Source organism: Herbidospora solisilvae, assembly GCF_009901565.1.
GTDB lineage: Bacteria > Actinomycetota > Actinomycetes > Streptosporangiales > Streptosporangiaceae > Herbidospora > Herbidospora solisilvae.
Genome location: NZ_WXEW01000002.1, coordinates 109,207 through 124,386, shown reverse-complemented (window position 1 = coordinate 124,386; position 15,180 = coordinate 109,207). Strand labels below are relative to the sequence as shown.

Genomic DNA, 15,180 nt, shown 5'->3' with positions numbered 1-15,180 from the left:
TGTCCGGGTTGATCGGCGGCGGGGAGGCCACGTGGCGAAGGCGAGTGTGCGCGAGAAGGCACGGTACTGGTTCGACAACACCATGTCGCGGGGCACCGGGGCGCTGATCGGCTGGCTGGCCGCGTTCTGCGCCGCGCTGATCGTCGCGGCCGCGATGCTGGCCGTCTGGCTGACGCCGGGCGAGATCGAGAACGGGGTGCCGGGTGCGCTCTGGGCCTCGCTGATGCGCACGCTCAGCCCCGGGAAGATCGCCTCCGACCAGGGCACCGCGCCCTATCTGGCCATCATGCTGACCGCCTCGCTCGGCGGGTTGTTCTTCGTCTCGCTGTTCGTCGGCCTGCTCTCGGCCGGGCTCAAGACCAAGGTCGAAGACCTGCGCAAGGGCCGGTCGCGGATCATCGAGTCGCAGCACACCGTCATCCTGGGCTGGTCCGACCAGGTCTTCACGATCGTCGCCGAGCTCGTGAAGGCCCGGGAGCAGAAGTCGGTCATCGCGATCCTGGCCGACAAGGACAAGGTCTCGATGGAGGACGACCTCCGCGACCGCATCCCCGACACCGGCCGCGTCCGCGTCGTCTGCCGGACCGGCCGCCCGACCGAGTCGGCCGACCTCGACCTGATGAACCTCGGGGCGGCCCGGTCGATCGTCGTGCTGTCCCCCTCGGGGGAGGACCCCGACGCCCACGTCATCAAGACCCTCCTCGCGCTGGCCAAGCGCCGGGGCGACCATCCGCCGGTCGTCGCCGCCATCGCCCACTCGGGGAACATGGCCGCCGCGCGGCTGGCGGGCGGGCCGGGCGTGCACCTGGTCGACTCCGACGACACGGCCGCGCGGCTCATCGTGCAGTCGTCGCGCCAGTCGGGCATGTCGGTGGTCTGCATGGACCTGCTCAACTTCGACGACGGCGAGATCTACCTGCGCCGGGTGCCCTCGCTCACGGGCCGGACCTACGGCCAGGCGCTCAGCGCGTTCGAGAACGCCACCCTCATCGGCCTGAGGCGGGCGACGGGCGTCGAGCTCAACCCGTCCACCGAGACGGTCATCGCCGAAGGCGACGACGTCATCGTCATCGCCCAGGACGACTCCACCATCGACCTCGCGGCGCGACCGGCCGCCGTCGACGAGACGGCGATCGTGCGCGCGGGCCGTACCAGGCTGGAACCCGAGCGCACACTGGTGCTCGGATGGAACGGCCGCGCGGGCACGATCGTGCGTTACCTCGACGGCTATGTCGCACCGGGGTCGGTGCTCGACGTGGCGGCGGGGCATCCCGACGCGGGCGCCGGCCTGGGCGGGCTGCGCAACCTCACGCTGAACGTGAAGGAGTGCGAGACCACCGACCGCTACGCCCTCGAATCGCTCAGCGTCGGCCTCTACCAGCACGTCATCGTCCTGTCGGACGACCGCTTCGAACCCCACCACGCCGACACGCGCACGCTGATGTCGCTGCTGCAACTGCGCGACATGCAGACCGTCATGCACGAGCGGTACTCGATCGTCAGCGAGATGCACGACGAGAACAACCGCGCGCTCGCCGAGGTGACCGAGGCCGACGACATCGTCATCAGCGACACCGTCATCGGCCTGCTGCTCGCGCAGCTGGCCGAGAACCGGCACCTGTCGGAGGTGTTCGGCTACCTCTTCGACTCGCGCGGCTCGGAGATCTATCCGCGGCCGGCGAGCGACTACGTCACCGAGGGCCGTCCCGTCACGTTCGCGACGGTGATCGAGTCGGCCCGCCGCAGGGGCGAGACGGCCATCGGCTACCGGCGGGCGGCCCGCGTCGGCGAGGCCCCCCATTTCGGCGTCGTGCTCAACCCTGCCAAGTCGGCCGAGCTCGTGTTCGAGGCCGGTGACAAGGTGATAGTGCTGGCGGAGCGTTAGACGCGCTGGCCCCGCTGCGGCTTGCTCTTCGGCTTGGCACCACCCTGCGCCTGAGCGCCGCCGAAGATCTTGCCGAGGACACCGCTGAGCATGTCGCCGAAGCTGCTCGTGCTCATCGCCGACTCCTGGCGGCGGAGCTCACGGGCCATCGCTGTGGCGTCCATGTGGTTGGCGTCGATCCGCTGGGCCATCATGGCCATCGCCATCGGCGCGACCATGGCCATCATCTTCGTGACGGCGCCCGAGTTCATGCCCATGAACTGGGCGATGCCCTCGGCGGCCTGACGGCTGCCGGGAACCCCGAGGACGTGGGCCAGGATGCGCTGGCCGTCCTGGTCGTTCGCCAGGGCGGCGATGTCCCGGAAGGGCTCGGCGGCCGAGTGGTCGTCCATGGCGGCACGCAGCGACTGGGCCCCCTTGGGTTCGCCGCAGTTGCGGGCCATGCCGCAGATGACGGTGGCCAGACAGGCCTGGATGGCCGGCTTGGCGGACTCGGCGTCGGTCCCCAGCAGGGACGCCATCTGCTGGATCCCCTGCGGGCCCAGCTTGGAGATGATCTCTTCGTGCATCGACTGACTCGACTGACTCACGGTCGGTTCTCCCCCGTTTCGAAGTGTTCCGCGAGTGATCTGCCCCGCCCGATTTACGGGTAATGCCTGCTTTGCACCAAATCACCGCTTCCGCCGCGCGAGAAGATGGATCCATGGACTGGCGTCAGCACGCACACCGTCTCGCCGACCAGGTGACCCATCCCGGTTCCCGCTGGCGCGAGGCGGTCGCCAAGACGCCGCGCCACCTGCTGGTCCCCGCCTGGTGGCGGCCGGGCGCCGACGGGTGGACGGCCTGCCGGGGGTCGTCCGACGAAGAGAACTGGCTCCGGCACACCTACGCCGACCAGACCCTGGTCACCCGGATCGGGAAGCTGCACGCCGACGACGCCGCCGAAGGGCAGACGGCATCCGGCCGCCCCACGTCGTCGTCGACCCTGCCGGGGCTGGTCCTGAACATGTTCCGGCACGCCCGCATCGGGACCGGCGACCGGGTGCTCGACGTCGGCACGGGCAGCGGCTACGGCACCGCGCTGCTCTGCCGGCTGCTCGGCGACGACCGGGTCACCACGATCGACGTCGAACGCCGCCTGGTGGAGGTGGCGGCGGAGCGCCTCGCCGAGCTGGGCCACCGGCCGGGGATGGTGAACGCCGACGCCACCACGCCGCTGCCCGGGGAGTACGACCGGATCGTCGCCACCGTCGCGGTCCGGCCGATCCCGGCGGCGTGGCTGGCGGCGCTGCCGACCGGCGGCCGGTTCGCGACCACGATCACCGACACCAGCCTCATCGTCACCGGCGTCAAGACGCCCGACGGCGGCGCGACCGGCGTGGTCGAGCGCGACTGGGCGATGTTCATGACCACACGCACCGGCACCGACTACCCGCCCCGCCTGGCCGCGCAGGTGGCGGCGGCCCGCGTGGCCGAGGGCGACAATGTGACGACCGCCCGCTTCCCGATCCTGAACCTGCTGGACGCGTGGGAGATCCGCAGCATGCTGGAGGTGAACGTGCCGGGCATCGAGCACGTCCACACCGAGGAGGACGGCGTCCGCACGGCCCTCATGGTGCACGACGACGGGTCGTGGGCCCGCGCCGAGTCGGCCGGCGGGCAGCCGGCGACGGTGCACCAGGGCGGGCCGCGGCGCCTGTGGGAGGAGCTCGACCGCGTGCGGGACCACTGGCTCCAGCACGGCGCGCTGCCGCTCTACGGAGCCGAGGTCACGGTCTCCCCCGACGGCACGATCCACCTGAGGCGCGGACGCTGGTCGGCCTCCATCGGGTGATCACGAACCGAGGCCGGCCTGCCTGGCCCTGACCACCGCCTGGGCGCGATCGGCGACCTGGAGCTTGGCGAAGACGCTCGTCAGGTGGTTCTTCACGGTCTTGAGGCTGAGGAACAGCGCCCTGGCGATCTCGGCGTTGGTCTTGCCGTTGGCCAGCAGGTCGAGGATCTCGCGCTCCCGCTGCGTCAGCTCGGGGAAGGGGCCGGTGCCGGGGCCGGTCGTCAGGAAACGGCGGATGCGCCGGGCCACGCCGGGGCCGTAGACGGCCTCACCCCTGGCGACCGCGGCGACGGCGGAGAGGAAGTCCTCGCCGGCCGTCCCCTTCAGCACATAACCCCGGGCGCCGGCGCGGAGCGCGGCGAAGACCGAGGCGTCGTCCTCGGACATGGTCAGCACCAGGATGCCCATCTCGGGGCGCTGGTCGACGAGGCGCCGCGTGGCCTCCAGACCGCCCACACCGGGCATGACCAGGTCCATGACGACGACGTCGGGGTTCAGGGACAGGGCCAGCGCGACGGCCTCCTCGCCGTCGGAGGCCTCGCCGACCACCTCGGCGCCGCCCACCTGCTCCAGCAGGGCGCGCAGGCCGTGTCTGAGGAGGGGGTGGTCGTCGGCGAGGAGTACTTTCACAGCGGGAGCACCGCCTTCACTGTCGTGCCGTTCGTCGAGGTCCGGCTCAGGGTTCCGCCGAGTTCGGCCGCCCGGTCGCGCATGCTGCCGCTGCCGACTCCCTCGACGAGGAAATCGGGCAGGCCGCAGCCGTCGTCGGTGACGGTCACCGTCAATTCTCCGCCCTCGGCGGTCGCGCTGATGTCGATGCGGCCCGCCCCCGCGTGCTTCAGCGCGTTCGCCAGCGCCTCCTGGACGATCCGGTAGGCCGCCACCTCCACCGCCGCCGACAGTTCCGGCAGCTCGGACACGGTGACGGTGACCTCGGGACCGATCGCGTCCAGCGCCAGGTCCTCCAGGGCGCCGGCCAGCCCGAGTTCGTCCAGAGCCGGGGGACGCAGTCCCTGGACGATCCGCCGGACATCCGCGACCAGCGTCTGGGTCAGCTCGCGCACGTTCCGGACCTCCTCGCCGGGGCTCGCCGCCTCGATCAGGTAGAGGCCGATGCCGATCGCGGCCAGCCCGGGGCCGAGGCCGTCGTGCAGGTCGCGGCGCAGGCGGCGGCGCTCCTCCTCGCGGGCCCTGACCAGGTCGGCGCGTGACTCGCGCACTTCGCGCGCCAGCCGGGCCGCCGCCAGCGCGACCGCCAGGTGCCGGGCCAGGTCGGTGAGCACGGCCAGGTCGGCCCGGGACAGCGGCTCCCCCGGCGAGCGCGGGGCCGCTCTCAGTTCGCCCTCGTGGTGCCCGCTCGCCGTCAGAGGGAGCTGTACGGCTCCGCCCACCCTCCGGCCGGTCTCGGACACGGTCACCCCGTCGGCCGACACCACCGCCACCCACGGCAACCGCAGGGTCGAGGCGACCGTCTCGGCCGCGTCGTCCAGGAGGCGGGTGGGGTCGGCGGCGGCCTCAAGGCGTACACCCAGCTGGTTGAGCGCGGTGACCGGGTCGCCGCGGTTGCCGAACAACCACCGGCCCACCGCCTTCTGCAACGCGGCCCGCAGCGGCGCGAACGCGACCGCGACCACGGCGGTCGCGACGAGGGTCTCGGTCGAGGCCACGAGCGCGTGCGCGGTGGCGACGACCCCGAGGTAGACGGCCAGCAGCAGGCCCGTGAGGAGCGTGTAGACGACGGTCCGGCGCAGCAGGACCTCGATGTCGAACAACCGGTAGCGGAAGATCGACACGGCCGTGGCGACGGGCACGAGCGGCAGCGCCACGGCCAGCAGCGCCACCCCGATCTGCGGCTCGGCGGCCAGCAGCGCGTCGGCGACCACCGCCGCCGCGAGCGTCACCACGGCCGCGAAGACGGGCAGCAGCCGCCGCAGGTCCCGCCGCAGCCGGGTGGCCAGCGCCGCCGCGCCGCCGACGCCCAGCACCGTCACGACGACGGCGAAGGCGGTGCTGACGTAGGGGTCGGTCGCGATGAGGCCGACGGGGCTCGGGCGCTCGACGCCCCAGACCCAGATGTGGTCGCGCAGCATGAGCACGACGTGCAGCCCCGCCAGCGCGGCGATCATGAGGCCGGCCGGGAGCCTCCAGCGGCTCGACGGGAGCCGGCCGTCGGGCAGGTAGAGCGGCAGCAGCAGCAACGACCCGAACCCGGTCAGGAACACCCAGTTCGCGAACCAGCCCGCGGCGAGGGTCCCTGGCCAGCCGTGCGCCTCGCCGAAGGCGGCGTAGCCCCCGGTCAGCGCCTGGAGGGCGAGCCCCGCCCCGCCGAGGCAGAAGAGCCAGCCGACCGGGTGACGGGGGCGGGCGGTGACGATGAGGGCGCCGGTCAGGGGGTAGGTGAGGCCGACGATGGCGTCCAGGACGAGGTAGTCGGTGTCGGCGTGCGCGACGCCCGCGGTCAGGACGACACCGACGACGACGGCGACCGCGCAGAGCACGGGCACGATCCAGGGCCATCGGACGGTCGGCATGCGGCAATTGTCGGGGATATTCGCAGGTCATGGAATGGGACTGGAGTCCCGGAAGTCCGGGACCCTACGCCAGATGCGTCGAGAACCGGCCGATCGCGTCGGCCAGCGCGTCGTCGACGAGTTGCTGAATTTCCGGCCATCGTTCCTCGACGTCATCGGTGTAGACGAGGGTGGCGCTGTCGGGCGTGTTGGCGTGCTCGAAGATCCGGAACAGCAGCTCCTGACGTTCTCCGGCGGTGGACGAAGCGCTGAGGACCTCGCCGTAGACCGTCACCGCGAGCACGCCGGTCTCTCCCTGCCCCACCTTCTGCACCGCTGCGATGAACCGCAACAGGCTTCCCCTGACCCGCAGGTGCAGCCGGACCCACCATGATCCGTCGGCCAGGTTCGTGTAGAAGTCGGCGAGGTTGGCGGCGTGCACAAGCTGGCCGTGCCAGTACCCCGACTTGGCATCCGGAGGAGCCGCGTGGTCGACCGAGGTCACCGAACGTGGGTCGAACTCCCTGAACACGTTCCCGAGGTCGATGCTGAACGGCTCGAAGTAGCGCACCAGGTGCGCGTGCACCGCCCCGGCCAGCCGGGCGCTGCGATCGGCCTTCGTCTTCAGCTCGCCCACTTCCCTGGCGCGCAGCCGGGTGGCGTACGCCTTGGCGACCGCGAGGGCGCCGCTGGCCTGGGGAACCGGCGAAAGAGGGGCCTGTATCTCGGCGCGGAGCGCCCTTTCCTCCAGCCGGGCGAAGAATCGCACCAACGGACGCAGGTCTCCGGCGTTCGCCTCATCCAGGGCGGCGATGTACTCCCCTCGCTGGAGCCGGTCGACGGTGATGGGGGCGTAGTGGCCGCGCTGGAGCGAGAGCAGTGTCAGCGCCCTGGCCACCCGGCCGTTGCCGTCCGCGAAGGGGTGGATCTGGATGAACCGGTGATGGAGCCAGGCCGCCCGGATCACGGGGTGTTGCCCGGACGTCCCCTTCCACATCTCCACCAGCCGCTCCATCTCCTCTTCGACGAAGAGCGGCGGGGTGCACTCGAGGACGGTGCCGTCGGAGCGGGTGATCTGGTTGTCCAGTTCCTTCCACACGCCCGCCTTCAGCGGGAGCAGGACCGGCCGGCCGAACTGGTCTCTCGCCTCATAGGTGTGCTGGTGCTGGACGATGATCCCGTGCAGGCCCCTGATGAAGCTGATGGAGAGGTCGTGGCCGTCTCTCACCCAGTCGACCAGGTAGGCGAGGGCCTCGAACTGATCTCTGATGATGTCCAGGGTGGAGACAGTGATTTCTCCCTCGGCCAAGGCCACCTCGGTCGTCAGCCCTTCGGCCACCAGCGCCTCGGTGACGCCCCAGCTCACGTCGTACAGACGTTCGATGATGCCGGTTTCGATGGCGTGTCTGCGCAGGCGGCGCTTGAGGGAGGCCTCCACCTCTGCCGGTGCCGCCTGAGCCTGCACGTCTTTCCAGGCGGCCTGGAGTGCGTCCACGGCGGCCAGCCGGGTGGCGATCTCACCGTTGACCGGCATCAGCGCCTCGATCCGCTTCCAGGGAATCCGCTCACCGTCCATCGCGCCAGTTTAGAGAGATCCCGGCGACTCTCCGGGACTTCGACGGGACCCTGCGTTCAGGCGGTCGGGACCGGCGGCCGCGTCTGCTTGGACCCGTGAAGACCGACACATCCCGGCAACTCTCCACGTTCGCCCTCGTCCTGCCCGTTCTCGTGCTCCCCGCCATCGCCTACGCCGTCTCCCAGGGGGTCGACCTCGACCACATCGGGGAGGCGCCGGTTCCCGTACAGCTCGCGCTCTACGGGCAGGCGTTCGCGCCGGCGATCGCCGCCGCCGTCGCCTTCCGGGGGCGCGGGTTTCCGTGGGGGTTCGTCCGGGTCCCGCCGAGGACGCTGCTGACGGCCTGGGCGATCCCCGTCATCGGGATCGGGCTCGCCTACGGCACGGGATGGCTCACCGGGCTGGCCTCGTTCGGCACCCACGGGTTGCCGCTGCCGCCGCTGCTCACGGTCGTGGTCGGGCTCGTTCCCGGGCTGGTGCCCTATCTGGTGCTGGCGCTGGGTGAGCAGCTCGGGTGGAGTTCGTTCCTCGTCACGCGGCTCGGGGAGCGGCACTCCGCCGACGTCGTCGCGGTCGTGGTCGGGGTCGCGTGGGCGCTGTTCCACGTGCCGCTGATGGTGTTCGTCCCGGGGGCGGTGGATCCGGGCGTCCCGATGGCCTACGCGCTGCTCTGGTTCACCGTGCAGACGATCGTGCTGGCGTTCCCGCTGGTCTGGTTGCGGCTCACGACCCGGTCGATCTGGCCGGTGCTGGTCGTGCACGCCACTTTCAACGCCGCGACCTACTTCGTCGGGCAGGCCATGACGCAGCCGCAGTCGCCCTGGCTGCTGGGCGAGGGCGGGGTGCTGACGACCGCCGGGCTCGCCGTGGCGGTGGCGGTGACCACCCGGTGGTGGCGTCAGTCGCGGGTCAGCCCCGCGGCGGCGTAGGCGTCGGCCTCGTCGAGGGTCTCCTGGTCGAGCAGGGCCGCGACGATGCCCTCCAGCCGGTGGCGGTTGTCGGAGATGAGGCGCTGGGCGTCGGCGTAGCACTCGTCGACGATGCGCCGGGCCTCGTCGTCGACGGAGGCCAGGGTGGCCGAGGCGGCCTGCGGCGGGCCTTCGGTCGGGAGGATGGTCAGCGGGCCGATCAGCGGCGACATCCCCCAGCGGCCGACCATGCCGCGGGCGATCGAGGTGACCTGTTCGAGGTCGTTCTCCGCGCCCGTGGTCACGATGCCGAACACCACCTGCTCGGCGGCCATGCCGCCCAGCGCGCCGGTGATGCGGCCCCGGAGGTAGCGCTCGTCGTAGGCGTACCTGTCGTCTTCGGGGGTCGACAGGGTCACGCCGAGGGCGCGGCCACGGGGGATGATGGAGATCTTGCGCACGGGGTCGGCGCCCGGCAGCAGCATGCCGAGGAGGGCGTGGCCCGCCTCGTGGTAGGCGGTACGGGTGCGTTCCTCCTCCGGCATCACGATGGCGCGGGCCGTACCGAGCTGGAGCTTTTCGAGCGCGTCGGCGAAGTCGGCCGGGCTGACGGCGGTGTGGCCGCGGCGGGCGGCCAGCAGCGCGGCCTCGTTGACGAGGTTGGCGAGGTCGGCGCCGGTCATGCCGGGTGTGCTCTTGGCGATGGCCGGGATCTGCACCGCGGGCGACAGCGGCACGCCGCGGGTGTGCACTCGCAGGATCGCGATGCGGCCCTGCTGGTCGGGGGGCGCGACGACGATGTTGCGGTCGAAGCGGCCCGGCCGCAGCAGCGCCGCGTCGAGCACCTCCGGACGGTTGGTGGCGGCGATGACGATGACGCCCTCGTTGCCGGTGAAGCCGTCCATCTCGGTCAGCACCTGGTTGAGCGTCTGCTCGCGCTCGTCGTGGCCCCCTATGGTCGAGGCCCCCCGGGTCCGGCCGATGGCGTCGATCTCGTCGATGAAGACGATCGACGGGGCGACCTTCCTGGCCTCGTCGAACAGCTCCCGCACGCGGGAGGCGCCGACGCCGACGATCATCTCGATGAACTCCGAGGCGCTGGCCGAGAAGAACGGCACGCTGGCCTCTCCGGCGACCGCACGCGCGAGCAGGGTCTTGCCGGTGCCGGGCGGGCCGGTCAGCAGCACACCCTTCGGCAACTTGGCCCCCAGGCGGCGGTACTTGCCCGGCTCCTTCAGGTAGTCGACGATCTCGATGAGCTCGTTCTCGACCTCGTCGATGCCGGCGACGTCGCTGAAGTCGACCCGGACCTTGCCGCTCTCCACCGGTTTGGCCGCGCGGTTTCGGCCGATCCCGCCGAGGCCGCCCCCACCGCCCATCATGTTGCCGGCCCGCCGCATCAGCCACACCCACACGCCCGCGAGCAGCAGGATGGGCAGCAGGGAGAGGACCAGGTTCCAGAAGGTGCCGCGCTGGTCGTCCGTCGGTTCGGCCTGGATGGTCACGTTCTGCTGAGTGAGCTGCTGGTAGATCTGCTCCTGGTCGGCGAAGACCGGGATCACCGTCGCGAACTTGGTGAAGGTGTCCTTCTGCCTGTCGCCGGGGATCGGCTGCGCCTTCTTCAAATTGCCCTGGATGGACGTGCCGGTGGCGTAGATGTCCTTGACGTTCCCGCCGTTCACCTGCCGGGCGAACTCGGTGTAGGAGATCGTCTGCCGGGGCTCGCCGTCGAAGAACGAGCTGACGATGAAGAAGGCCGCGTAGGTGAGCGCCATGGTCAGCGCGAACCGCCACCAGTTGATCTTCGGGCGGTTCGGCTTGGGCGGGGGCAGTCCTTCGGACCGCCAGGGCTTCGCCTCGTCCCCGCTCTTCTCGGGACGGCTGTCCGGGCGTTCGCGGTCGCCCTCCCGGAAGTCGTTCGGCGGCTCACCCACGTCGGCTCCTCGGCTCTATGGCAGGCGTCAGTGGTGGCGGGCCGCCTCGATGGCCTCCTTCAGCTGGTTCTCGGCCTCCTGGGACAGGGAGGTGTGGATGATGCGGCCGCCCATGGGCGCGACCTGCGGCAGCACCTTGTCCCGCGTGCTGTCCTCGACGAGCAGGAACAGGGCGGCGCCGCCCGGCTTGAGGCCCTCGGCGACGTCCTTCATGAACTTGTCGTCGACGCCGATGTCGGTCTTGGCGCCGACGAGGGCGCCGGTGGCTGCGCCGACGGCCGCGCCGACCAGCGGCATGAAGAAGATGAGGCCGATCAGGCCGCCCCACAGCGCGCCTCCGGCCGCGCCGGTCGCGGCCATGTTGACGGCGGGCTTCATCTTGATCTTGCCCTCGGCCGTGTGCTCGACGATGGCGGCGTCGGTGAGCGTGATGAGGTGTTCCTGCTGCAGCTGGAACAGCTTGTCCCTGACGTTGACGGCGGTACCGAGGTCGTCATACGCGATGGCGATCAACGTAGCCATGATGGAGCTCCCCCCGAAGTCCAGATATGGGGATATTTCCCCAGATAGGACCCCGTCTAAAGCACCTTGATCTTGCTCATCACCGTGTTGATGTCGCGGTAGCTCTTCTTCTGGCTGTCCGGGACGCTGATGAAGACCAGCGCGGGCTTGGAGTCGGGCACCTCCACGAGCGCGATCGCGGCGGCCGACTTCCGCTTGTCGCCCTTGATCGTGTAGTTGACGTCGTAGCCGAGCACCCAGGCCGGCTGGTCGTCGATCTCGGTCAGGTCGGCGGAGGTCCACTTGATGGTGGCCCCGGCCGGGTGGTGGTTGAGCGTCCACCGGGCCGCCAGGAAGGCGGTGTCCTTCAGGTCGTCCTGCACCTCGATCGGCACCGGGCAGGAGACCAGCATGCCCCGGTAGGCCGACCCCTTGACCTTGGGCAGCAGCTGGCGGGAGGCGAACGGCGAGGCGGAGGCCAGATCCCAGTCGCCGGCGAAGCGGGGGAAGGCCACGCCCGAACGCTGGTCCTTGATCGAGCCGCGGATCTTGGCGGCCTTGCCCGGGAAGGTCCGCAGCCTCTCCTGGCCGTCGGGCAGTCCGGGCACGCGGGGGTCGTCGAGCGCGTCGGTCATCGCGGTCGAGAGCGGGCTGACCGAGGGGGACGGCGACGGGCTCGGGAGCACCGGGGAGGGCGAGGGCGCAGGGGCGGTCGTCGCGGCGACCGTGACCGGGTCGGCCTTGGGGGCGGGCGCGGCCGCGGCCTGGCCGGGATCGTCACGGGTGACGACCACCGCGGCGGTCACCACGCCCACGGCGGCCACGACCGTGACGACGGCGGCGGTCCGGTAGACGAGCCGCATGGGCAGATCGCCCAGACCTTTGGTGGAGGGCGGCGGTGGAGGGTCCGGGATCGTGATCTTCGGTAACGGGCTGGTCTCCGCTTCCGCCGCAACGTACGAAGGAGTGGCCTTCGTCCCATAGTCCCCAGGTGGCACGTCGGCGAGCGTACGGCAAATCACGGCAATTCGGGTGCGATAGCCATCACACTTCGGGAACGAGGTTTGCGGCCCATAATGACGTGGTGCAGGTAGAGCTCCGGTTCGCCCCGGGATCGGCGATCCATCACGATCTTTCCGCCGTGCGCCAGGACGGTCGGTGTCTCTGGGTCGCCGGAGACGAGTGGGCGGGGGTCGAACGCCTCACGTGGCGCGACGGCGCCTTCCAGGACCACCGCACCTTCCGGCTGGCCGAATTCGTCGACCTGCCCGCGGGCCCCGACGAGGAGGCCGACATCGAGGGCCTGGCCCGCGCCGACGGCTGGCTCTGGGCCGTCGGCTCCCACAGCCTCAAGCGCAAGCGAGTGAAACCCGGCCAGAACGGCGACAAGGCCCGCAAGCGGCTGGCCACCGTCCTGCGCGAGGAGAACCGCTTCATCCTGGTACGCCTCCCCCTCGTCGACCGCGACGGCCTGCCCCAGCCGGTGCGCAGAGACGGCTCCCGGCACGCCGCCATCCTGAGCGGCCCGGGACGCAACCTGGCCGACATGCTCGAACACGACCCCCACCTGGCGCCGTTCCTGCGGCTGCCGGGCAAGGACAACGGCGTCGACATCGAGGGCATCGCGGTCATCGGCGAGCGGGTGTTCGTCGGCCTGCGCGGGCCGGTGCTGCGCGGCTGGGCCGTCATCCTGGAGATCCGCCCCGAGCCCGACCCCCACGACGAGAACCGGCTGCGCTTCGCCCCGGTCGGCGACGCCCGTTACCGCACCCACTTCGTCGACCTCGACGGCCTGGGCATCCGCGACCTGTGCCCGGCCGGCGACGAGGTCCTGATCCTGGCCGGCCCCACCATGACCCACGACGGCCCGGTGAAGATCGTGCGCTGGACGCCCGGCAACGGCTTCGCCGACCCGCCCATCCACGTCGCCGACCTGACGACGGGCGTGAGAGACGACCGCCCGGAAGGGCTGGCGCTGCTGAGCAACGGACAGCTGATGATCGTGCACGACAGCCCGTCACCGCTGCGGCTCACGCCGGAGGGGGTCTGGGCCGACGTCCTGACGATCTAGGGGTTGCGCAGCGGGCCCCGGCTCGCCGGGCGGAAACCCCCTTCGCGCAGCCACGGCGCGGTGGCGACGACCGTCACCGAGCCCGGCGCGATCTCGGTGAAGCCCGCGTCGCGCACCGCGGGCAGGTCGGCCTCGGCGAGCTTGGCCCAGTCGTAGGGGCTGGCGGTCCGGACCGACACCGCGAGCCCGGTCTCGCGCCAGGCCGCCCGGTCGGACGGGCCGGTCGCCCACCACGCGAGCTGGGCCGCGTGGCCGGCCTGGGCCATCGCCTTGCCGGCGGTCATCTCCAGGTGGGGGTTGATCCACAACACGCAGGGCGCGCCCGCGGGGCCCGGCGGCTCGGGGTCGTCGAGGTCGGTGCCGGACACCTGCAGCCGCGACAGGTCTTTCGGCCAGCCGTCGAGCGGGACCGGCGGGTGGACGCGGACCAGCGCGGTTCCGGCGGACACCGTCTCGCCGGGGAGCTGGAGCACCCTCGTCCATTCGGCGCCGCGGGCCCGGCGGACCACCTTGCGGATGCCGTGGCTCTCCCAGCCCCGGACGGCCTGGGCCCACTCGCCCTCGCCGCCCGACCGGTGGTCGTCGATCATGCGCAGCACGGCCAGCGCGGCGGCTTCAAGCGCGTCGGTACGCCGTGGCGGGGTCGCCCGTTCGATCCGGACCACCAGCGGCAGCACGTATTGGCTCACCGGCCAATACTGCCAGCCCCGCGCGCGATCCGTACCGACATGAGGGCGGCCAGTGCGCAGAGCGCGCCCGACACGTACCAGGCGAGGTCGTAGGTGCCGAGGTGGTCGCGGGTCACCCCGGCCAGGGTCGCCGCGAAGGCCGCGCCGATCTGGTGGGAGGCGAAGACCCAGCCGAACACGATCGGGCCGTCGTCACCGTAGATCTTGCGGCAGAGCGCCACCGTCGGGGGGACCGTGGCCACCCAGTCGAGGCCGTAGAAGACGATGAACACGATCATGCTGGGGTGCGCCGAGTCGCCGAACAACTGCGGCAGGACCAGCAGCGACGCGCCCCGCAGGGCGTAGTAGACGCCCAGCAGCACCCGCGCGTCGATGCGGTCGCTCAGCCAGCCCGACAGGATCGTCCCGGCGATGTCGAAGATCCCGATGACGGCCAGCAGCGACGCGGCGACCGGCTCGGCCATGCCGTGGTCGTGGGCGGCCGGGATGAAGTGGGTGCCGACCAGCCCGTTGGTCGAGGCGCCGCAGATGGCGAAGCCGCCGGCCAGGTACCAGAACGATCGCGTGCGGGCGGCGTCGCGCAGGCTGCGCAGCGCGCGCGTGGCCGGTCCGACCGTGGCGGGGACGGGGGGCGGCGGGGGCTCGGTGGCGCCGTACGGGAGCAGCCCGACGTCGGCGGGATGGTCGCGCAGCAGGAAGAAGACCAGCGGGACCACCGCCAGCGCCGAGCCCGCCACGACCAGTGCGGCGGTCCGCCAGCCGCTCGACTCCACCAGCAGCGCGAGCACCGGCAGGAAGATGAGCTGCCCGGTCGCGCCTCCGGCGGTCAGGATGCCGGTCACCAGGCCCCGGCTGCGCACGAACCACCGCTGAGTCAGCGTCGCGGCGAAGACCAGCGCCATCGAGCCGGTGCCCAGCCCGACGAGCACGCCCCAGCAGAGCACGAGCTGCCAGCTCGCGGTCATGAAGACGGTCACGCCGCTGCCGAGGGCGACCAGCGCGAGGGCGCAGGTGACGACGCGGCGCATGCCGAAGCGGTCCATGAGCGCGGCGGCGAAGGGGGCGGTCAGGCCGAAGAACATCAGGTTGATCGACACCGCGAACCCGATGGTGCCCCGGGACCAGCCGAACTCCTCCTGCAGCGGCGTGATCAGGACGCCGGGCGTGGCCCGGAACCCGGCCGCGCCGACGATCGCGATCAGGGCGATGCCGCCCACGATCCAGGCCCGGTGCACGCGTGCGGGCCGGGTCACCCCCCGAGTGATGGTCATG

The 15,180-nt window shown here is 71.4% G+C and carries 13 protein-coding genes; 4 read left to right on the top strand and 9 right to left on the bottom strand.

The genetic code is table 11. From position 1 onward, the window contains the following. The first annotated feature begins 31 nt into the window (after positions 1-31). Positions 32-1,885: a CASTOR/POLLUX-related putative ion channel gene (locus GT755_RS06325; RefSeq protein WP_161478796.1), complete on the top strand. Its 1,854-nt coding sequence runs from the start codon at positions 32-34 to the stop codon at positions 1,883-1,885. Here the strand turns inward: GT755_RS06325 and GT755_RS06320 are convergent. Beyond that, complete coding sequence (locus GT755_RS06320; protein ID WP_161478795.1) at positions 1,882-2,475, bottom strand: DUF937 domain-containing protein; 594 nt, start codon at positions 2,473-2,475, stop codon at positions 1,882-1,884. The two genes, GT755_RS06325 and GT755_RS06320, sit on opposite strands and share 4 nt — an antisense overlap. A gap of 113 nt (positions 2,476-2,588) precedes the next feature. On the opposite strand from GT755_RS06320, the gene GT755_RS06315 reads away from it, so the two are divergent. Beyond that, positions 2,589-3,719 carry a methyltransferase domain-containing protein gene (locus tag GT755_RS06315; protein ID WP_161478794.1) on the top strand — a complete coding sequence of 377 codons (1,131 nt, stop codon included), beginning with the start codon at positions 2,589-2,591 and terminating at the stop codon, positions 3,717-3,719. Here the strand turns inward: GT755_RS06315 and GT755_RS06310 are convergent, their stop codons facing one another. From GT755_RS06310 to GT755_RS06300, 3 genes are all read right to left on the bottom strand, one after another. Then, entirely contained in the window at positions 3,720-4,349 is a 630-nt protein-coding gene (locus tag GT755_RS06310; RefSeq protein ID WP_161478793.1) for a response regulator, read from the bottom strand. Beyond that, positions 4,346-6,250: a sensor histidine kinase gene (locus GT755_RS39250; RefSeq protein ID WP_161478792.1), complete on the bottom strand. Its 1,905-nt coding sequence runs from the start codon at positions 6,248-6,250 to the stop codon at positions 4,346-4,348. The genes GT755_RS06310 and GT755_RS39250 overlap by 4 nt, the downstream gene beginning before the upstream one ends. A gap of 64 nt (positions 6,251-6,314) precedes the next feature. Continuing rightward, positions 6,315-7,805, bottom strand: coding sequence for a Fic family protein (locus GT755_RS06300; protein ID WP_161478791.1), 1,491 nt, complete (start codon positions 7,803-7,805; stop codon positions 6,315-6,317). A gap of 95 nt (positions 7,806-7,900) precedes the next feature. Between GT755_RS06300 and GT755_RS40980 the strand changes: the two genes are divergently transcribed. Then, the gene (locus GT755_RS40980) at positions 7,901-8,734 is read left to right on the top strand and encodes a CPBP family glutamic-type intramembrane protease (RefSeq protein ID WP_161478790.1); all 834 of its coding nucleotides are present in this window, start codon (positions 7,901-7,903) and stop codon (positions 8,732-8,734) included. Here the strand turns inward: GT755_RS40980 and ftsH are convergent. From ftsH to GT755_RS06280, 3 genes are read right to left on the bottom strand one after another with little or no spacing between them, the layout of a single operon-like run. Further along, a complete protein-coding gene (gene ftsH / locus GT755_RS06290; RefSeq protein ID WP_328794206.1) occupies positions 8,704-10,647 on the bottom strand; it encodes an ATP-dependent zinc metalloprotease FtsH in 1,944 nt (647 codons plus the stop codon). The two genes, GT755_RS40980 and ftsH, sit on opposite strands and share 31 nt — an antisense overlap. 27 nt (positions 10,648-10,674) lie before the next feature. After that, positions 10,675-11,169: a DUF1269 domain-containing protein gene (locus GT755_RS06285; protein WP_161478789.1), complete on the bottom strand. Its 495-nt coding sequence runs from the start codon at positions 11,167-11,169 to the stop codon at positions 10,675-10,677. A 56-nt stretch (positions 11,170-11,225) separates the two neighbouring features. Next, a complete protein-coding gene (locus tag GT755_RS06280) occupies positions 11,226-12,011 on the bottom strand; it encodes a hypothetical protein (protein ID WP_161478788.1) in 786 nt (261 codons plus the stop codon). Positions 12,012-12,232: 221 nt separating this feature from the next. On the opposite strand from GT755_RS06280, the gene GT755_RS06275 reads away from it, so the two are divergent. Further along, positions 12,233-13,219, top strand: a complete 987-nt coding sequence (locus GT755_RS06275; protein WP_328794205.1) for a DUF3616 domain-containing protein — start codon at positions 12,233-12,235, stop codon at positions 13,217-13,219. Here the strand turns inward: GT755_RS06275 and GT755_RS06270 are convergent. Further along, positions 13,216-13,908, bottom strand: a complete 693-nt coding sequence (locus tag GT755_RS06270) for a peptidyl-tRNA hydrolase (RefSeq protein ID WP_328794204.1) — start codon at positions 13,906-13,908, stop codon at positions 13,216-13,218. The two genes, GT755_RS06275 and GT755_RS06270, sit on opposite strands and share 4 nt — an antisense overlap. Further along, complete coding sequence (locus GT755_RS06265) at positions 13,905-15,179, bottom strand: MFS transporter (protein WP_235966165.1); 1,275 nt, start codon at positions 15,177-15,179, stop codon at positions 13,905-13,907. Before GT755_RS06265 ends, GT755_RS06270 begins: the two co-directional genes overlap by 4 nt. Between the last annotated feature and the right edge of the window lies 1 nt (position 15,180).

What these genes read in the sequence shown, in the direction of transcription:
- GT755_RS06265 (WP_235966165.1), bottom strand. Translation starts at nt 15,179, where the DNA reads ATGACCATCACTCGGGGGGTGACCCGGCCCGCACGCGTGCACCGGGCC.
- GT755_RS06285 (WP_161478789.1), bottom strand. Translation starts at nt 11,169, where the DNA reads ATGGCTACGTTGATCGCCATCGCGTATGACGACCTCGGTACCGCCGTC.
- GT755_RS39250 (WP_161478792.1), bottom strand. Translation starts at nt 6,250, where the DNA reads ATGCCGACCGTCCGATGGCCCTGGATCGTGCCCGTGCTCTGCGCGGTC.
- GT755_RS06300 (WP_161478791.1), bottom strand. Translation starts at nt 7,805, where the DNA reads ATGGACGGTGAGCGGATTCCCTGGAAGCGGATCGAGGCGCTGATGCCG.
- GT755_RS06315 (WP_161478794.1), top strand. Translation starts at nt 2,589, where the DNA reads ATGGACTGGCGTCAGCACGCACACCGTCTCGCCGACCAGGTGACCCAT.
- GT755_RS06280 (WP_161478788.1), bottom strand. Translation starts at nt 12,011, where the DNA reads ATGCGGCTCGTCTACCGGACCGCCGCCGTCGTCACGGTCGTGGCCGCC.